We start from the raw sequence: 16,290 nt of genomic DNA, 5'->3' as shown, positions 1-16,290 counted from the left end.
CTCAGCGCCAGCACCGAGACCCTCGCGGCTGTGACGATCCCGAATGGGCAGACCCGCACGCCGGATGCGAAATTTTTTGCAAACCGATAGAGGCCCCCTCAGCTGAGCAGCACAATGCCGCCGGGAAGCGTTTTGGCTTTCACGCCAAAGGCTTGTTCGAGCTGCAGGAGAACCTCGTCGATCCGATCGATATGGAAGCGGCCGTTGATCAGATGGGCGTTGAGCTCGGCATTGACGATGAAGATCCGGCCCGACCGGTACCGGTTCACCTCCTCCACCACCTTGGGCAGCGGCGTATAACGGAAGATCAGCAATCCCTCTTGCCAGGCCGCCTCGACGGCCGGATCGATCGCGACGATGTCGCTCATGCGCCTCTCGTCATAGGCGATCTGCTGCCTTTCACGAACGGTACGGGCGTTTCCCTGATGCTCGACGCGAACCTCGCCGCGGAGACAGGTAACGCGTACCTCGGCTCCGAGGTAGCGGACGTCGAACGAGGCTTGCGTTGCCACGGTTTGACCACTGGACGCGATCACCGTCACTGGTCGCGACAGTTGCGGGGCCGTCGCGATCGATGCCTGCCCCGTGATCAACTCGAAGCGGCTGATGTCGCCATGGTCCGGGCGCAGCGCGATGCTGGTTCGTGTGTCGAGGTTGATCGACACATTGTCGTTCAATGCGAGCTTGCGCTGCTCCCCCGTGCCGGTCCGGTAGTCGGCCGCAAGCTCGGACCATGACGGCCAGAGCTCGAGCGGGGGACGTAGCGTCACCGCTCCGACGGCGGCCGCGGCGGTCGCAAGTCCCCCGCCGAGCACCAACCTGCGGGTCATCACGCGCTTCGCTTCGCCATCAAGCAATACGCCCAGCGACGCGGGGTCATACCGGAGGTTATGGCCGGCTTTGCCGACCGTCTCCCAAAGCTTGCTTGCCTTGGCAAAGGCAATCGCATGGGCCGCGCTCTGCTGGCGCCACAGCTGGAATGCCTCGGCGTCCTCGACTGTCGCGTCTCCGGACGTCAAGCGCCTCACCCAGGCATGTGCCTCCCGCTCCATCGCGCCGAGCCCTATCGTCGGTTTGCCGCCTTCGTACGTCATGCGGACTTGCCTCGCCGCGCACGCAAACGGCAGCCTCCGCAGCCGAACCGTCCGCCTGTCCACTTGACGTTCGCGATAGCCATCAACCGCACAACTATTTTCCCAACTTCAGCGCGCAATGTTCCTGGGCGAGGCGGAGTTCCTTCTCGACCAGACGCAACGAGACTCCCAGCCGGCTGGCGATCTCACGCTGCGGCATTCCCTGAAGCCGCGCGGCCAGCAGGATGACCCGGCGGCGCGGTGTCAGTTCCGCGATCGCCTTCTCCAGGGCCTCGATCTCGAAGCGAGCCTCAGTGATCTGACCCGGCCCGGGCGCATCGTCCACAATATGGAGCAGATCCTGAACTTCATTGCGCGCCAGACGCCGTTTCTCGGCCCGCTGCCGGTCGATTGCGACGTTAAAGGCCATGCGGAACAGATAGGCCGCCGGGCTTTGCACCGACCCCGCCACCTCGGCCCGCCCGAGACGCACATAGGTGTCCTGCAATGCATCGCTGGCAAGCTCCGCCGATCCGAGACGGCGGCTCAGCCGCAGCTTGAGATCGTCGTAGCGGGCAGCCAGGAAGCTGCGCAGCATGGTCCGGGTTGCGTCGCTCATCGCAGCACGCTCAATTCACCCCACCGCTGGTCCGGATGGCGTCGATCCCGGCGCAGTCCTGCGTCCGTTCCGACGGACGCGCCGCAACGACCATCGTGAGGGGTTGCGAGATGCCGGGCGGCGGCACCTCGTTCATTCTCAAACCGCGAAGCGTCGTCTCGATCGCGCTGTCGACGCGGTCATCGCCTGTCTTGCTCAAAAGCCTGGTCTGTTGCACGGATCCTGTTGGAGCGATCCAGAACTGCACGGCGATCCGATAGCGGCCGGGCCGCAGCAAAGTATCCCTGCAGAAGGCGTCGCGAACGCGCTCCTGCACCACGGCATAGTAACGGGCACGAATGACTGGATCGCCTTTTCGCGCATCGACGTCGGGCGTCGTCGGCTGCCCGGCGGCCGGAGACGAGGGCACGATCACCACGGCATTCTCCGACGTCAGGCGGCCGACAAGGCCGGTGCCATCAAGCAGGATCTGCAAGGCCTCGGACGGCGCGAAGACGCCCCTCACCTCGCCTGAGAGTCGGCCGGTCGCAAGCCGCGCATCGTAAAGCACCTCACGCCGCGACGTGGCGCCATAACTTTCCAGTGCGGATGTCAGGGGTTGCGACGGAATATCGAAGGTGAGGCGCGGCGCAGCAGCGATCGGACTCTCCTGCCCCATCGAGACATCGCTGCCCGCCCCCAGCATGCAGAGGCAGATCAAAACGCACAATCGACGAGCGTCTGAGGGGCGCCCTGCCACGCCCCTCGAAAGATATCCAATGCTCATCGTATCCGCGTCGATTGTTTCCCAAGGCGGGCGACTGTGTCCAATCTGCAACGTTAGCGTCGAAGTGTGACAGCGGTACGTAGGCCCGTGGACGAGGATCCGAGCCCGCTGGGGATGGGCAGCGCTATTTCTTCAGTTCCGCATAAAGCTGCATCACCCGTTGCGGCAAAACCTCGATGCGGGGCACCCGGAGCGCATGGCGCTCGCCGAAAATGCGATCGAGTTGGGGAAATCTGTCCTCACCGATGCCGAAGGCAAATATATCGGTGCCGCGCCGCCGCAGCTGCTGAGCGGCACGGCGCGCGTCCTCCACCAGATATTGCGGATCGGGCACATCGACGTCGGACGGCTCGCCGTCGGTCAGAACCAGCAGCACCTTGCGGAATGCACGTCGCCCCGCGAGGTAGCCTCCGGCGTGGCGCAACGCGGCACCGAGCCGGGTGGAATGGCTGCTGCCAACGCCCGCGAGACGCGAACGCACGACGGCGTCCATCGGCTCCTCGAAGCCCTTGATGCGGAGATAGCGCACACGGTCGCGGCCGTCGGAGCTGAAGCCGTGCACCGCGATCGCGTCATTGGCGGCCTCGACCGCCGTCGCCATGATCGCGGCGGCCTTGCGCTCGACGTCGAGAACCGTCCGGCCGCGACGATCACGGTCGGCGGTCGATTGCGACAGGTCGAGCAGCAGCAGAACGGCGAGATCACGCGGTCCCGGCGCATCGCGCTGGTAGACCCTGGGCTCGCTGATGCTGCCGGCGCGGCGCTCGATCGTCAGCGCGATTGCTGCGTCGATGTCAAGCGCGTCGCCGTCGCGCTGGCCCCTGTATCTGATGCGGCGACCGATTGAGGCGTCGCGGGTCAACTCGGTGATCCAGCGCATCGCCTCGGCATCCGTCGAAGGGTCGAACGGCTGTGCGGAAACCGCTGCGTCAGCCTCCAGGATCGTGGTCCAGTCCGCGCGCTCGGTGCGCGTCGCATAGTCCCATTCCGGGTAGGTCGCGACCGGAAATCCGTCCAGCAGGGTGACCGCTGCGGCCTTCGCGCGCAGCGTTTCGTCGGGCTTTGCGTTGTCGTCGGTGGATCGTCCATCGACGTCATCGCGACGCTCCATTCGTACGGAATCGACCGCAAGTTCGATCGTCTCGGCCGGGCTGTCCGGCTGATCGCCAAAATCCCACAGCGCCAGATTGTCGTCGCGATAGGCCGGTTCGACGACGTAGCTCTTGGCATTGAACTGCAACCGCATCTGCCCGATGTCGTTGCCGAGCAGCCCGCCGATCTCCCGGCTGATGGCGGGATCAATCCACCGGTCGGCGGCACCGGCAAACAGAGCCCGCCCCTTGGTCACCCACGCATCCGGATCCTGATAGTCCGGATCGATCAGCGCCCGCGCCAACCGCGTCATCAGTCCGGCGGCAGTTGCCTGGCCGGTTGGCGTCGCACTGTGAAACGGCAACCACAGCCGGCGCAGCCCGGGCATCTCGCGAAGCGCCAGCGTCTCAACCCTGGCATCCTCGATCAGCGAAACCAGCGCGATCTGGAGCGCCTTCAGTCGCCCCACGGGAAAGCGGACGGTGGAGTGCACGAAATGCGCTCCGGCATGCGCGACCGCGGCGAGATAGATGGTGTCTGCCGCCTCGCCCGCGAAACCGGGAAAGGTCTCCGGGAGCCCGATCAGGCCGGCAGCGAGCGAGGCACGCCGCGGCACCGGCGTCGGTGCAATGGCAAGCTTGCGGAAACGCGGCTTCCTGTTCCACAGCGCGATCGTGGTTGCAGCGAGGCGCTTCTCCAGCCGTGCAAAATCATCGCCGGTCCGGCCGACTGCGAACAGCCGCGCCGAGAGCGGATCGTCGAGCGCGAAATAGGCGCGTCGACGCGATGCGCGGCCGCCGCTTGCGCGCAAGCCGGCCGAAACCCAGGCGGAAAAATCGTCGGCGCCGGCATGCGTGAGCAGCGGCTCCAGCCGGCCGATCGCAAGGCCCACCGATTCCGGGCCTGCATCTGCGAGTTGGCCTAGCGCCGCAAGAACCGCGGTGAGTTCTCCAGCACCCGCAAGCCGCGGCAGCACCTTGGACAATTCGGTCAGCAACCCATGGGCAGTGCGGCTTCCAGCGCTGCGGCCGATATCCCCTGCGGCGCGTCCGATCGCGATCAGGTCATCGGTCGATCGCAGCGCCTGCCATTGCTCCGATAGTTTTAGAAAGCCCAGAACCACCGCCTGGCCGAGGTTGGCCTCGAACAGGTCGTGCACCGCCTCGTCCCAGGCCGCCAGACGATCGAACGATCCCATCCGGTGCAAGGCGGCTCGCGCCCCCTGCACCGCCACGGCGATCTCATCGTGGTCGCGCAAGAGCGCCGCGAGCCGGCGCCCGGACCGGAAGCCATCGAGCGAACTGATTTGCGCGACCGCCACCTCCGAGTTTCCGTCTACGCAGAGGCCGAAATCACGTCACGCAACGTGTTCCTGGTGTCCGCATCGTCGGTCAAGGGAACGACGATCGTGGTCTCGCACGCCTTTTCGAGGCTGATGCCGCATCCGATCAAGCGGCCGGCATTGACCAGCATCCGGGTCGAGGCGCCTTCGTCAAGCCCTTGGCCCTTCAGATTGCGGCTGTGCTGGGCGATCTTCACCAGGAGATCGGCGAGATTGGGTTCGATGCCGGCCTCGCGCGACACCACCTCGGTTTCCGCCGACCGGTCGGGGTAACCGAAATCCAGCGCCGCGAAACGCTGCTTGGTGGATTCCTTGAGATCCTTGATCGCGCTCTGGTAGCCCGGATTGTAGGAGATCACGAGCTGGAAATCGGAATGCGCGTGGATCAGCTCGCCGCGCTTTTCCAGCGGCAGCACACGCCGATCGTCGGTCAAGGGATGGATCACGACCGTCGTGTCCTGACGCGCCTCGACGATCTCGTCGAGATAGCAGATCGCGCCAAGACGCACGGCCGTCGTGAGCGGCCCGTCGCTCCACACCGTACCCTCCGCATCGAGCAGCCAGCGTCCCACCAGATCCGCCGCCGTCATGTCCTCGTGACAGGCGACCGTGATGAGCGGACGGCCGAGCCGCCAGGCCATGTATTCGATGAAGCGGGTCTTGCCGCAGCCGGTGGGGCCTTTCAGCATCACCGGCATGCGGTTCGCATAGGCTGCGCCGAACAGTTCGACCTCATCCTTGAGCGGCCGGTAATACGGCTCCTGGCGGATGCGGTACTGGTCGAGCAGCAAAGCGGGATTGGACAAGCTCACGCCTCCCATGATCGCGCAGGCAGCCGTTCGCAACCGATTGAACTCACGATGCGAGCAATTCCTTGAGCTTGGTATCGATGAAAGCGACATCGACCGGATTAGTCCCCGGCCCGCCCGCGAAGTGGCCCCAGATCGATGGCACCGGCACGAACCTGGCGTTCGGCATGTTCGCGACCTCGTTCTCGCTGTCTTCAGGCGGGAAGTAGAGATCGGTCTGCCCCGGCATGACGTAGGCCTTGGCCTTGATCGCCTTCAGCGCAGCCTTGAAGTCACCATTGTAGATCTCGTTGGCGCTGATGTCGCCATTCTGCCAGGTCCACAGCATGGTGAGCAGGTTGTTGGGATCCTTCGGCAGGAAGAAGCCCTCCCAGAACGCCACCAGGAAATCCTCCAGCGACGAAAAGCCCATCGTCTTGATGTCGAGCTGCTCGCGATAGAAGGCCTGCGAAAAGCCCCAACCGGCATAGACCCGCGCGGCGGCGCGCAGACCGCGGGCCGGCTTATCGGTGTACCAGCCCTCCTTCCACGCCGCATCCGCCGTGAGTGCGGCCTTCACGCCTTCGAGGAACACGTAGTTGTGGCGCGAGCATTTGGCCGAGCCACAGAACGGCGCCAGCAGATCCATCATATCGGGATAGAGCGCGCCCCAGTGGAACGTCTGCAACGCGCCCATCGACCAGCCGACTACCAGACGGATGTGCTTGATGCCGAATTTCTCGGTCACCAGCCGGTGCTGGGCGCGGACATTGTCATAGGCCGTCACCTGCGGAAAACGCGGCCCGTTATAAGGCTCCGGCGTGTTGCTCGGCGACGACGACAGGCCGTTGCCCAGCATATTGGGAATGATGATGAAGTACTTCGCCGGATCGAGCGCCATGCCCGGCCCGATCAGCCATTCATTGTCGGTGTGCTGGCCGGAGTACCAGGTCGGATAGACGATCACGTTGTCCTTGGCCGCGTTGAGCTGGCCAAACGTCTTGTAGGCGAGCTTGCAGTCGCGGAGGGTCGCGCCGCGCTGCAAGGCCAGATTGCCGAGATCATAGATCTGATAGTCGACGCTCATTGATGTATCCTTCTTGCTTGATCGAGCTTGTCGCTTACGCGGGACGCGCCACCTTTTCGGTGGAAGATTCCACCCGCGCGATCGCCCCGTACACGATGCCGGCGACCAGCGCGGCGGAGATCGCAGTGGACAGCCCCGGCATCAGATTTTCAACCGCAAATGCGCACAGCGACCCGATGCCCCAGGCGATGAACGGCTTCGCACGCCAGTCCAGGTCCGCACGCGCCCCGGTGCGCAACAAATACTGATCGACCAGGATGATCGCGCCGATCGGCGGCACGAGAATGCCAAGCAGCGACAGCCACTGGATGAAGAACGCCCAGACGTTGCCCGCGGCAACCACGATGCCGATAGCGCCGAGGATCACGGCCATCAGCCGCATGTTGGTGCCGAGGATACGGGACCAGCCGGTGGCCGCATTGTAAAGGCAGTGCGAGCAGACCGAGCCGAGATTGGCGTAGAGGAAGATAAAGGCAAGAATGCTGAGCCAGGCGAGCTGCTTGCCGTTCATGTAGCCGAACATGTTGTCGACACCGAACGGGTTGGCGTTCGGCACCGCAAGCGCAGCCGTCATCACGCCGCCGACCAGCATGGCCACCAGATTGGCGAACGGAAACGCGCTGAAAGTGGCAAACAGGGATGCCCGCGGACTCGGCGCCCAGCGGTTGAAGTCCGCCGTCACCGTGCCGGCGTCGATGAACAGCGCAAGCACCACCGTGAGGCCGACGCCCATCGACATGCTGGCGACGCCATTGTTGCCGGCATAGCCGAAGATCGCCGCTGCCGTCGTGGTCGAGGCTGCGTCGGCTGCAACCCAGAGGCCGAGGACGACAAACAACGGCACCGACGCCAGCCCGATATAGTGCAATCCCTTCACGCCGACGAAGGTAATCCCGATATAGAGCACGCCCGCGACGATGGTCATCGCTACATAGTTGAGGCCGTAGGTCGAGGAGATCAATGCGCCGGTGATGCCGGTCTGCACCGCGTACCAGCCGAGCAGCAGGGTCGACAGCAGGCCCGACGCCAGCACATAGCCCTTCTTTCCGAACACGATGCTCGCGATCAGCGCGAAGTTCATGCCGCGCCTGGTGCCGATCAAGCCGAGCGCGCCCACATAGGCGAACATGATCAGATTGCCGACGATCATGGCCACCAGGGCATTCTTGAAGCCCATGCCCAGCACCAGCAGCGATCCCGTCATTGCGCCGGTGATGATCATCGGAAAGCCCAGCCACACCATGGTGACCGAGAAGGCGCTGCGCCGGGCGCTGATCGGCACCGGCTCATGCTCGAATTCATGGCCGAGAAGGTCGTCGATCTGCCCCTCGGTCTGATGCACCAGTCCGCTATTTGCTTCGCTGCTCATGGTAACCCCCGTTTCCCGCTGCAACAATTTCAGAACCGCGCCGGCGCGAATGATCGCGCCGGCACAGCTCGGCTTTTCCAAATCAACGATGTGCGACTTTCTGGTTCGGAATGCCCTCGATCGGACATTCGTCGGTCCCGACGGTCGGACGGGTCATGGCTTCAACCATTTCCCGCGTACCCTCGGGGTCCGTGATCCAGTTCTTGTAGAAGGTGTACGGACAGACCGCGTGGCCGCGGTCGCCCTCTCCGGAGTTGATCAGGCCGGTATAGCCGCGGTGCATCAGCTTGAAGAGATGGTTCTGCGACTGCATGTTGCGGCGGGCATCGCGGATCAGCGACACCGAGAGCTGGGCGTACTGGATGCCGTTCTCCTCGGTGCCGCACTCGCCGAGCGTCCGGCCGTCGAAGCCGATGAGCGCGGAATGGCCGAAGTAGGAATAGACGCCGTCGAAACCGGAAGCGTTGGCGACCGCGACGTAGCAGTTGTTGGCCCAGGCCATCGATTTCGAGATCTGGATCTGCTGCTCCTTGGCCGGATACATGTAGCCCTGGCAGCGGACGATCAGCTCGGCGCCGCGCATTGCGCAGTCACGCCAGATCTCCGGATAGTTGCCGTCGTCGCAGATGATCAGGCTGATCTTCAGGCCCTTCGGCCCTTCCGAGACGTAGGTGCAGTCGCCGGGGTACCAGCCCTCGATCGGCACCCACGGCATGATCTTGCGATACTTCTGGACGATCTCGCCCTTGTCGTTCATCAGGATCAGCGTGTTGTATGGCGCCTTGTTGGGATGCTCCTCATGGCGTTCGCCGGTCAGCGAGAACACGCCCCAGACCTTCGCCTTGCGGCAGGCGTCGGCGAAGATGCGGGTTTCCTCGCCGGGCACTGACGAAGCCGTTTCGTACATCTCCTTGGAGTCGTACATGATGCCGTGGGTCGAGTATTCCGGGAAGATCACGAGATCCATGCCCGGCAGACCGAGCTTCATGCCCTCGACCATCTTGGCGATGTTGCGCGCGTTATCCAGCACCTCGGCCTTGGTGTGCAGACGCGGCATCTTGTAATTGACCACGGCAACGCCGACCGTGTCCTTGCTGCTCGATATATCTCCATGCAACATGTCTCGACTCCCTTTCTGAACGATAATTCCCGCTACACGGCCATGTGGAGCTGGATGAGATCATCGGTGAGCTCACCGATCGCGCCCTTGGCGACGACGCGTCCCTTTTCGAGCAACGCGAAGCGGTGGGACGCGCGCCGCGCGAACGTGACATTCTGTTCGACCAGCACCACCGTGATACCGCGCTCGCGATTGAGCTTGACGATCACGTCCTCGATCTGCTCGACGATGTTCGGCTGGATGCCCTCGGTCGGCTCGTCCAGCAGGATGACCTTGGGCTGGGCAAGCAGCGCGCGTGCGATCGCAAGTTGCTGCTGCTGACCGCCGGAGAGATTGCCGCCGTAGCGGTTGAGAAAATCCTTGAGCACCGGAAACAGCTCGAGCACCCACTCCTCGATGCCGTTGGCCGATTTCGCGGCGAAGGTTCCGAGCGTCAAATTCTCCCGCACGGTGAAGCGCGGCAGGATGCCGCGGCCCTGCGGCACATAGGCGATGCCGGCCTTGGCGCGCTGATGGGTCCGTAGCGGCGAGATGTCGGCGCCGTCGAGCGACAGGCGTCCGGTGCACCGGTCCATCAGGCCGAGGATGCTGCGCATCAGCGTGGTCTTGCCGACGCCGTTGCGGCCGAGCACCGACAGGAATTCGCCATTGCCGACCATCAGGTTGATGCCCTGCAGGGCGCGGCTGTTGCCATAGAAAGCGTCGACGTCGGTCAGCTCAAGCATGGCTGATGCCTCCCGATCCGAGATAGGCGCGCCGAACTTCCGGATGCGCTTCCACTTCCGCTGCGGTGCCCTCGGCCAGCATCTGGCCCATATGCATCACCGAGATGATGTCGCCGATCGCCTTGACGAAGCCCATGTCGTGCTCGACCACGATCAGCGTGTGCTTGCCCTTCAGCCGCGCAAACAGTTCGGCGGTCTTGCGGGTTTCCTGTGCCGTCATGCCCGCGGTCGGCTCGTCCATCAGGATCAGCTCGGCGTCCTGGGCGACCAGCATGCCGATCTCCAGCCACTGGGTCTGGCCGTGCGACAGATAGGCGGCCGGCCGGTCGAGCTGTTCGGTGAGCCCGACCAGTTCGGCAAGACGTTCGATGTCGTCGCGGCCGGCATTGCCGATACTCCAGCGCAGATTGCCGAACACGGAGGTGCGGCGCGCCCGCGCCACTTCGAGATTGTCGCTGACCGAGAGCTCGCGAAACACGCTCGGCACCTGGAACTTGCGGCCGACACCGGCGCGGGCGATCTCGTATTCCTCAAGATCCTGCAGCGCGGTGCCGTCAAAGCTGACGGTGCCGGCGCTGGGCTTAACCTTGCCGCAGATGATGTCCAACGCCGTGGTCTTGCCGGCGCCGTTCGGCCCGATCAGGCAGCGTAGCTCGCCCTTGCCGACGCTCATGTTGAGCGAATTGAGCGCCCTGAAACCGTTGAAGCTGACCGAGACGTCGCGGAGATCGAGATGGGAGCTCATGTGCTGCCCTCCGTCTGGCTGACACCCCGTGCAACCGCGCCGCTGGCGGCCTGTCTGCGCTGGGCAACCCAGCGCCAAGTGGCCTGCGCGAGGCCGGCGAGCCCCTTTGGCAGGAACAGCACCACGAGCACGAACAGCGCGCCCATCACCAGCGTCCAGGTTTCGAGGAACGCCGCGGATTCCGACAGCGCGCCCTGCATGCCCGCGACCAGCACCGCGCCGAGGAATGCCCCGACCAGGCTTTGCCTGCCGCCGACGGCGCACCACACCACGACCGAGAGCGAGAGCTGCACGCCGAGGAAGGTCGGCGAGGCAAACTCCATCACGACCGTGTAGAGCATGCCGGCGAGGCCTGCGATCGCAGCCGACAGCGCGAACACGAAGATCTGGTAGAGCGCGACGTCGTAGCCGAAGTAGCGCACCCGGCTCTCGTGGTCGCGGATCGCCTGCACGATCAGGCCGGCCCTGGACTTGGTGAAGGCAAAGGCAACCAGCAGGCTGAGCAGCACGCATCCGGCGACGAGGTAGTAGGTCGCGCGGCCATAGGCATCGAACGCGACGCCGAACAGCTCGAGCTGGGCGAGATCGGTGATGCCGTTGAAGCCGCCGGTGTAGCTCTGCTGGTCGATGATCACGAGATTGATCACCACCATGGTGGCGAGCGTGATGATCGAGACGTAGACGCCGGTGACCCGCCCCCGGAACATGAACCAGCCGAGTCCCGCCGCAACCAGCGCCGGCACGAGCAGGCCCGCGGCGATGGCGAAGCTGAGCGACCGGAACGGCTCCCAGAACCAGGGCAAATGCTGGACATTGTTCCAGACCATGAAGTCCGGCAGTCCGCTGGCTCCGGTATGCACCGGCACGGTCTTGAGCTTCAGCGCCATCGCCATCGCGTAAGAGCCGAGCCCGAAGCTCATCGCCTGGCCGAGATTCAGGATTCCGCCGAAGCCCCAGGATAGCCCGAGCGATATCGTCAGGATGCCCAGCACGAGATAGCGCGCGACCTTGTTGAGCAGGAAGTCATTGTTGAGCAGCACCGGGAGCGCGAACACCAGCGCGGAAACGATGAGCAACGGGGCAAGTTGCGCGATCAGGCGCTGCAATCCGCTGGAGTTGGAAATATTCGACGGCATAGATGAGCGATCTGTCTCAGGCCCGCACGCGTGCGGTGAAAAGCCCCTCGGGGCGGAAACGGATGAGCACGACGATGGCGAGCAGCACGATCGTCTTGGCCACCGTGTCGTTCTGCAGGAAGGCGATGCCGCCGGAGAGCTCGCCGAGGATGAAGGCACTTGCCACGGTGCCGGCGAGGCTCTGCACGCCGCCGAGCACGACCACCATGAAGGCGTCGACCACGTAGCCGGTGCCCATGTCGGGCGACACGCTCTTGAGCGGCGACACCAGCGCGCCGGCAAGTCCGGCAAGGCCCGCGCCATAGGCGAAGGTCAGCGCGTAGACCCGCTTGGCGTTGATGCCGAACGAGGCAGCGACCGAGCGGTCCTGGATAATGGCGCGCAGCTTCATCCCGACCGGGGTGCGGTTCATGAGCAACCAGGTCGCCCCGAACAGCGCGATCGACACGACGAACAGGAACACCCGGTACGACGATATCGGGATTCCGAACACGTCCATGCTGTCGGACAGCGCCGGCGGCAGCTGCACATAGCGCAATTCGCTGCCGACCATCAGCCGCACCGCCTGCTGCAGCATGATGCCGACGCCCCAGGTGGCGAGGATCGTGTCGAGCGGCCGGTTGTTGAGCAGGCTCAGCACGTAACGCTCGATGACCCAGCCGAACGCGGCCACCACCAGGAAGATCGGAACGAGGCTCGCGAGCAGGCCGAGCCCGAGATAGGTGTGGAACACCCAGGCGGCGTAAGCGCCGAGCATCACGAACTCGCCGTGGGCGAGATTGATGATGCCCATCGAGCCGTAGATGATCGACAGTCCCAGCGCCACGAGCAGCAGAATCGACCCGATGCTGAGGCCTGTGACAATTTGTTCGATGAGTTGGTCCACGTCGGGATCCGCTTTCGATGTTGGTTTGGGCGCCCTGCGCCCCTCGCATGTGTGCGTGAGGCCGCTTTCGTTGCCGGAAGCCGGCCGCCGGCGCCGCACGCCGACGGCCGTCGTCAGCCCCCGTCAGCTCTTCTCGACCAGGCCCTTCTCGGTGCAGGACTGCCCGGGATAGGCCGCGTAGGGCACCGGCTTCAGCCAATCCTTGGCCTCGACGAGAATCTCGAACTGGCCGTTCGACTTCGCCTGCGCGATCTTGGGCCACAGCCAGGTGTGCAGGTTCTCCGGCTCGATCCGGACCTTGCCCTGCGGCGCGATCACTTCCTGGCCCTTGACCGCGTCGCGGATGTTCGGCGGCGTGAGATCGCTGGTTGCCAGCTTCTCGACCGCCTGCTTGAACAGATAGGTCTGGAAGTAGCAGGCCTCCGAGACGAAATGCGTCACCTTGTCGGCTCCCCAGCGCTTCTTGTAGGCCTCGACGAACTTCTCGTTCTCAGGCGACTTGTGCACCATGAAGTACGGCGCCGAGGTGAAGTGACCGGCGGCAGCCTCTCCGCCCATCGCCGCGACCTCGTTCTCGGAGGTCGTGAGACTCGCCATCGGCATCTTCTCGGGATCGAGGCCGGCAGCCTTGTACTGACGATGCAGTGCGACCACGGAATCGCCGACCACGGTGGAGAAGATCACGTTCGGCTGCGTCGAGCGGATCTTGTTGATGACGGAAGAGAATTCGGAATGGCCGAGCGGCACATATTCTTCCGCCACGACCTCGCCGCCGAGCTTCTCGAGCAGCTTCTTGCAGTAATTGTTCTCTTCCTTCGGATAGATGTAGTTGGAGCCGATCAGATAGAACTTCTTGCCGAACTTCTTGACCAGCCAGGGCACGAACTCGTCCTGCTGCTGGTTCGGCACGGCGCCGGTGTAGATGACGTTCTTCGAGCACTCGCGGCCCTCATAGAGCGTCGGATACCAATAGAGATTGTTCTGCCGCTCGAAGACCGGGAGCACCGCCTTGCGACTCGCCGAGGTATAGGAGCCGAACACGCTCACGCATTTGTCGCCGACGACGAGCTTGCGGGCCTTCTCCGAGAACGTCGCCGGATCAGACGCAGGATCCTCGACGATCGGCACGATCTTGCTGCCCTTGATGCCGCCGGCGGCGTTGATCTCCTCGATCGCAAGCAGCGTCGCCTTGTTGAGCGATTCCTCGATGATCGCGGTCGTTCCCGTCAGCGAGAACAGCACGCCGACCTTGATCTCGCCGCCCGCGGCGTACGCGAGGTCGGCGTTCTTGATCCAGATATGCGGCAGTCCGGCGCCGGCAAATGCACCAAGCGCCGCGGTATTCCTCAGCAAAGTCCGCCGTGAAATGCTCATCCCTAGCTCCCTTCAGGACTGAAAAAACAAAAAGCCCTCCCGATGCGCGCTTACGCGAGCATTGGGAGGGCTTTGTTGCCGGTTGTGTCGAAGGCGGCGCTGTCGCCGCCGGCCCCGCTATTGGGGCTTACTGTTGATGATCGTAGCCAAGCAGTTCGAACGAGTCAACAATCGCCGCGGCGACTGCACTTGCCGACACGCGACGATCCATCGCCTGTCGTCTGATAAAGCCATAGGCTTCGGTTTCCGGCATCTGCCGCGTCGCCATCAGGATGGCCTTGGCGCGTTCCACCGTGCGCATCGAACGCAGATTGTCGTCGAGCTTCTCGATCTTGCTGCGAAGCCGCCGTTCGTAGCTGAACTGGCTGCGCGCCAGCACGAGGCTGGACAACACTGCATTCTGCGTGAACGGCCGCGGCAGAACGGCGTTGGGCGTTGCATGACACAGCGCGTCGGCATGAACGGCTTCCGTCGCCGGCAGGATCACGACCAGCGCGGAACGCGCGTCGCCGGGAATCCACGGCAGGCGCCGCGCCAGATCCGGTGAATATTCGCAGTACACCACGTCGGCATCGGCCGGCACGCTCTCCGGCATCGGCCAGACCTGGCGCACCCGCATCCTGAATCGCTGCAATTCGCGCAGCAACATGCCGACCTGATCGTCGACCGGCGCGACCACGACAGCCGACAGATCGGCAAGTTCCTGAACCATGGTCTTGCGTCCGCCGACGTCTCGGCTCGGCTGCGGCTTACGCGACATCTCGTTCATTGGACGCTTCCTGTTTGCGTTGCACGACCATATCCGATCAGGAACGGATCCGCATGCACCGGCTCCTTCGACTGGCTGACCACATCGAACTGTCCCTGGCGGTTGGCGCGTCCGATGCGCGTCCACAGATCAGTATGACCCGACATCGGGTTGACTGTCACCGCACCTTGCGGTGCATCAAAGCTGGTGCCGAACACCATCGAGCGCAGCACTTCGGTGTCGAGCGAATTGACCTGCTCGAGCGCCTTCGCAAACAGATGCAGCTGGAAATAGGATGCCTCGGCGCACATGTTGGTGGAGATGTCGGCGCCGAACCGCTTCTTGAAGCGCTGCACAAACGCGCTGTTGGCGCTGCCCTCGACGCCCTGGAAGTAGGATGCCGCGGTGACGTGTCCTTCGCCGACGTCGAAACCCATCGCGGCGATTTCGGCTTCCGTCGTGGTCAGGCTGGCGATCGGCACTTGCTTTGGATCGAGCCCGACATTCGCGTAGGCCTGATAGAGGAAGACCGTACCCTCCCCCACGACGGTCGAGAAGATCACGTCGGGTCTGACCCGCTTGATGTCCTGGATGATCGGGACAAAGTCCTGCCAGCGCGCGTAGACATTGACGTAGCGCTCGCCCACGACCGAGCCGCCGTTGCTCTTCAGCAGTTCCCGCATCACCCGGTTGGACTCACGCGGATAGATGTAATCCGATCCCACGAAATAAAATCGTGTTCCGAACGTATCCATCAGATAGCGGCACAGCGCGAGGCTGTTCTGATTCGGCGAGGCGCCGGTGTAGATGACGTTCGGCGACGCCTCGAAACCCTCATAGAGCGTCGGGTACCACAGCAGGCCGTTCAGCCGTTCGACCACCGGCAGCACCGCCTTGCGGCTCGACGATGTGTAGCAGCCGAATATAGTGCTGACCTGATCCTCCACCATCAACCGTTTGGCGTAGTGGCCATAGGCGGCCGAATCCGAGCCAGGGTCGTAGGCGACGGGAACCAGCTCGCGGCCGCAGACCCCGCCCGCCTCGTTCACCTCCTCGATCGCAAGCTGCGTGCCCTGATACTGGGTCTCCTCGATCACCGACATGAAGCCGGTTCGCGAGAACAGCACGCCTATCCGCCATGGAGCGGAGGTCGCTTGGGTAAGGTTCGACATGATCAGGCCCTCGACAGAATTGGAGGGACGAGAGGGATTATTGTTCTTGTTGCTCTCGAACAGCATTGCCGGGGGCGGAAGATTGCATGTCATCTGCCGCGAGACAAGGACCCAGGCAGCTCATCCTGTCAGCGGCGCTGACGCGAAAGCAGGCAAACCAGACGTTACCCGCAAATGATCACAGGTGCAGCGGTCCACGGACCGTCTATCTCCGGTAGACGCGCGATCGATTGCCCGTATCAAGCGCA

Annotated in this window: 15 protein-coding genes; all 15 read right to left on the bottom strand. The window is 63.8% G+C overall.

Going from position 1 to position 16,290, the window contains the following annotated elements; all coding sequences use genetic code 11:
* Positions 1-98 precede the first annotated feature (98 nt).
* Positions 99-1,094 carry a FecR family protein gene (locus HU230_RS07240; protein WP_176532284.1) on the bottom strand — a complete coding sequence of 332 codons (996 nt, stop codon included), beginning with the start codon at positions 1,092-1,094 and terminating at the stop codon, positions 99-101.
* Positions 1,095-1,188: 94 nt separating this feature from the next.
* On the bottom strand, positions 1,189-1,692 hold the full coding sequence (locus HU230_RS07235) for an RNA polymerase sigma factor (RefSeq protein WP_176532285.1): 504 nt from the start codon (positions 1,690-1,692) through the stop codon (positions 1,189-1,191).
* Between the two features lie 10 nt (positions 1,693-1,702).
* On the bottom strand, positions 1,703-2,509 hold the full coding sequence (locus HU230_RS07230) for a TonB C-terminal domain-containing protein (RefSeq protein WP_176532286.1): 807 nt from the start codon (positions 2,507-2,509) through the stop codon (positions 1,703-1,705).
* 73 nt (positions 2,510-2,582) lie between these two features.
* Positions 2,583-4,871, bottom strand: coding sequence for a nitric oxide reductase activation protein NorD (locus HU230_RS07225; protein ID WP_176532287.1), 2,289 nt, complete (start codon positions 4,869-4,871; stop codon positions 2,583-2,585).
* A 14-nt stretch (positions 4,872-4,885) separates the two neighbouring features.
* On the bottom strand, positions 4,886-5,698 hold the full coding sequence (locus tag HU230_RS07220; protein ID WP_275945287.1) for a CbbQ/NirQ/NorQ/GpvN family protein: 813 nt from the start codon (positions 5,696-5,698) through the stop codon (positions 4,886-4,888).
* A gap of 49 nt (positions 5,699-5,747) precedes the next feature.
* Complete coding sequence (locus tag HU230_RS07215; protein WP_176532288.1) at positions 5,748-6,767, bottom strand: alpha/beta fold hydrolase; 1,020 nt, start codon at positions 6,765-6,767, stop codon at positions 5,748-5,750.
* Positions 6,768-6,801: 34 nt separating this feature from the next.
* Positions 6,802-8,136 (bottom strand): purine-cytosine permease family protein, encoded by a 1,335-nt coding sequence (locus tag HU230_RS07210; protein WP_176532289.1) that lies wholly within the window; start codon positions 8,134-8,136, stop codon positions 6,802-6,804.
* A gap of 82 nt (positions 8,137-8,218) precedes the next feature.
* Positions 8,219-9,256: an aliphatic amidase gene (locus HU230_RS07205; RefSeq protein ID WP_092125395.1), complete on the bottom strand. Its 1,038-nt coding sequence runs from the start codon at positions 9,254-9,256 to the stop codon at positions 8,219-8,221.
* A gap of 32 nt (positions 9,257-9,288) precedes the next feature.
* On the bottom strand, positions 9,289-9,981 hold the full coding sequence (gene urtE, locus HU230_RS07200) for an urea ABC transporter ATP-binding subunit UrtE (protein ID WP_176532290.1): 693 nt from the start codon (positions 9,979-9,981) through the stop codon (positions 9,289-9,291).
* The gene (gene urtD, locus HU230_RS07195; RefSeq protein WP_176532291.1) at positions 9,974-10,726 is read right to left on the bottom strand and encodes an urea ABC transporter ATP-binding protein UrtD; all 753 of its coding nucleotides are present in this window, start codon (positions 10,724-10,726) and stop codon (positions 9,974-9,976) included. Before urtD ends, urtE begins: the two co-directional genes overlap by 8 nt.
* Entirely contained in the window at positions 10,723-11,862 is a 1,140-nt protein-coding gene (urtC, locus tag HU230_RS07190; protein ID WP_176532292.1) for an urea ABC transporter permease subunit UrtC, read from the bottom strand. The genes urtD and urtC overlap by 4 nt, the downstream gene beginning before the upstream one ends.
* Positions 11,863-11,878: 16 nt before the next feature.
* Positions 11,879-12,748 (bottom strand): urea ABC transporter permease subunit UrtB, encoded by an 870-nt coding sequence (gene urtB, locus HU230_RS07185; RefSeq protein ID WP_176532293.1) that lies wholly within the window; start codon positions 12,746-12,748, stop codon positions 11,879-11,881.
* A 123-nt stretch (positions 12,749-12,871) separates the two neighbouring features.
* Positions 12,872-14,122, bottom strand: coding sequence for a transporter substrate-binding domain-containing protein (locus HU230_RS07180; protein ID WP_173641995.1), 1,251 nt, complete (start codon positions 14,120-14,122; stop codon positions 12,872-12,874).
* A 127-nt stretch (positions 14,123-14,249) separates the two neighbouring features.
* The gene (locus HU230_RS07175; protein ID WP_176532294.1) at positions 14,250-14,891 is read right to left on the bottom strand and encodes an ANTAR domain-containing response regulator; all 642 of its coding nucleotides are present in this window, start codon (positions 14,889-14,891) and stop codon (positions 14,250-14,252) included.
* Positions 14,888-16,042, bottom strand: coding sequence for a transporter substrate-binding domain-containing protein (locus HU230_RS07170; RefSeq protein ID WP_210284268.1), 1,155 nt, complete (start codon positions 16,040-16,042; stop codon positions 14,888-14,890). Before HU230_RS07170 ends, HU230_RS07175 begins: the two co-directional genes overlap by 4 nt.
* Between the last annotated feature and the right edge of the window lie 248 nt (positions 16,043-16,290).

It is taken from the genome of Bradyrhizobium quebecense, assembly GCF_013373795.3.
GTDB lineage: Bacteria > Pseudomonadota > Alphaproteobacteria > Rhizobiales > Xanthobacteraceae > Bradyrhizobium > Bradyrhizobium quebecense.
This window is presented reverse-complemented; position numbering and strand designations above follow the sequence as displayed.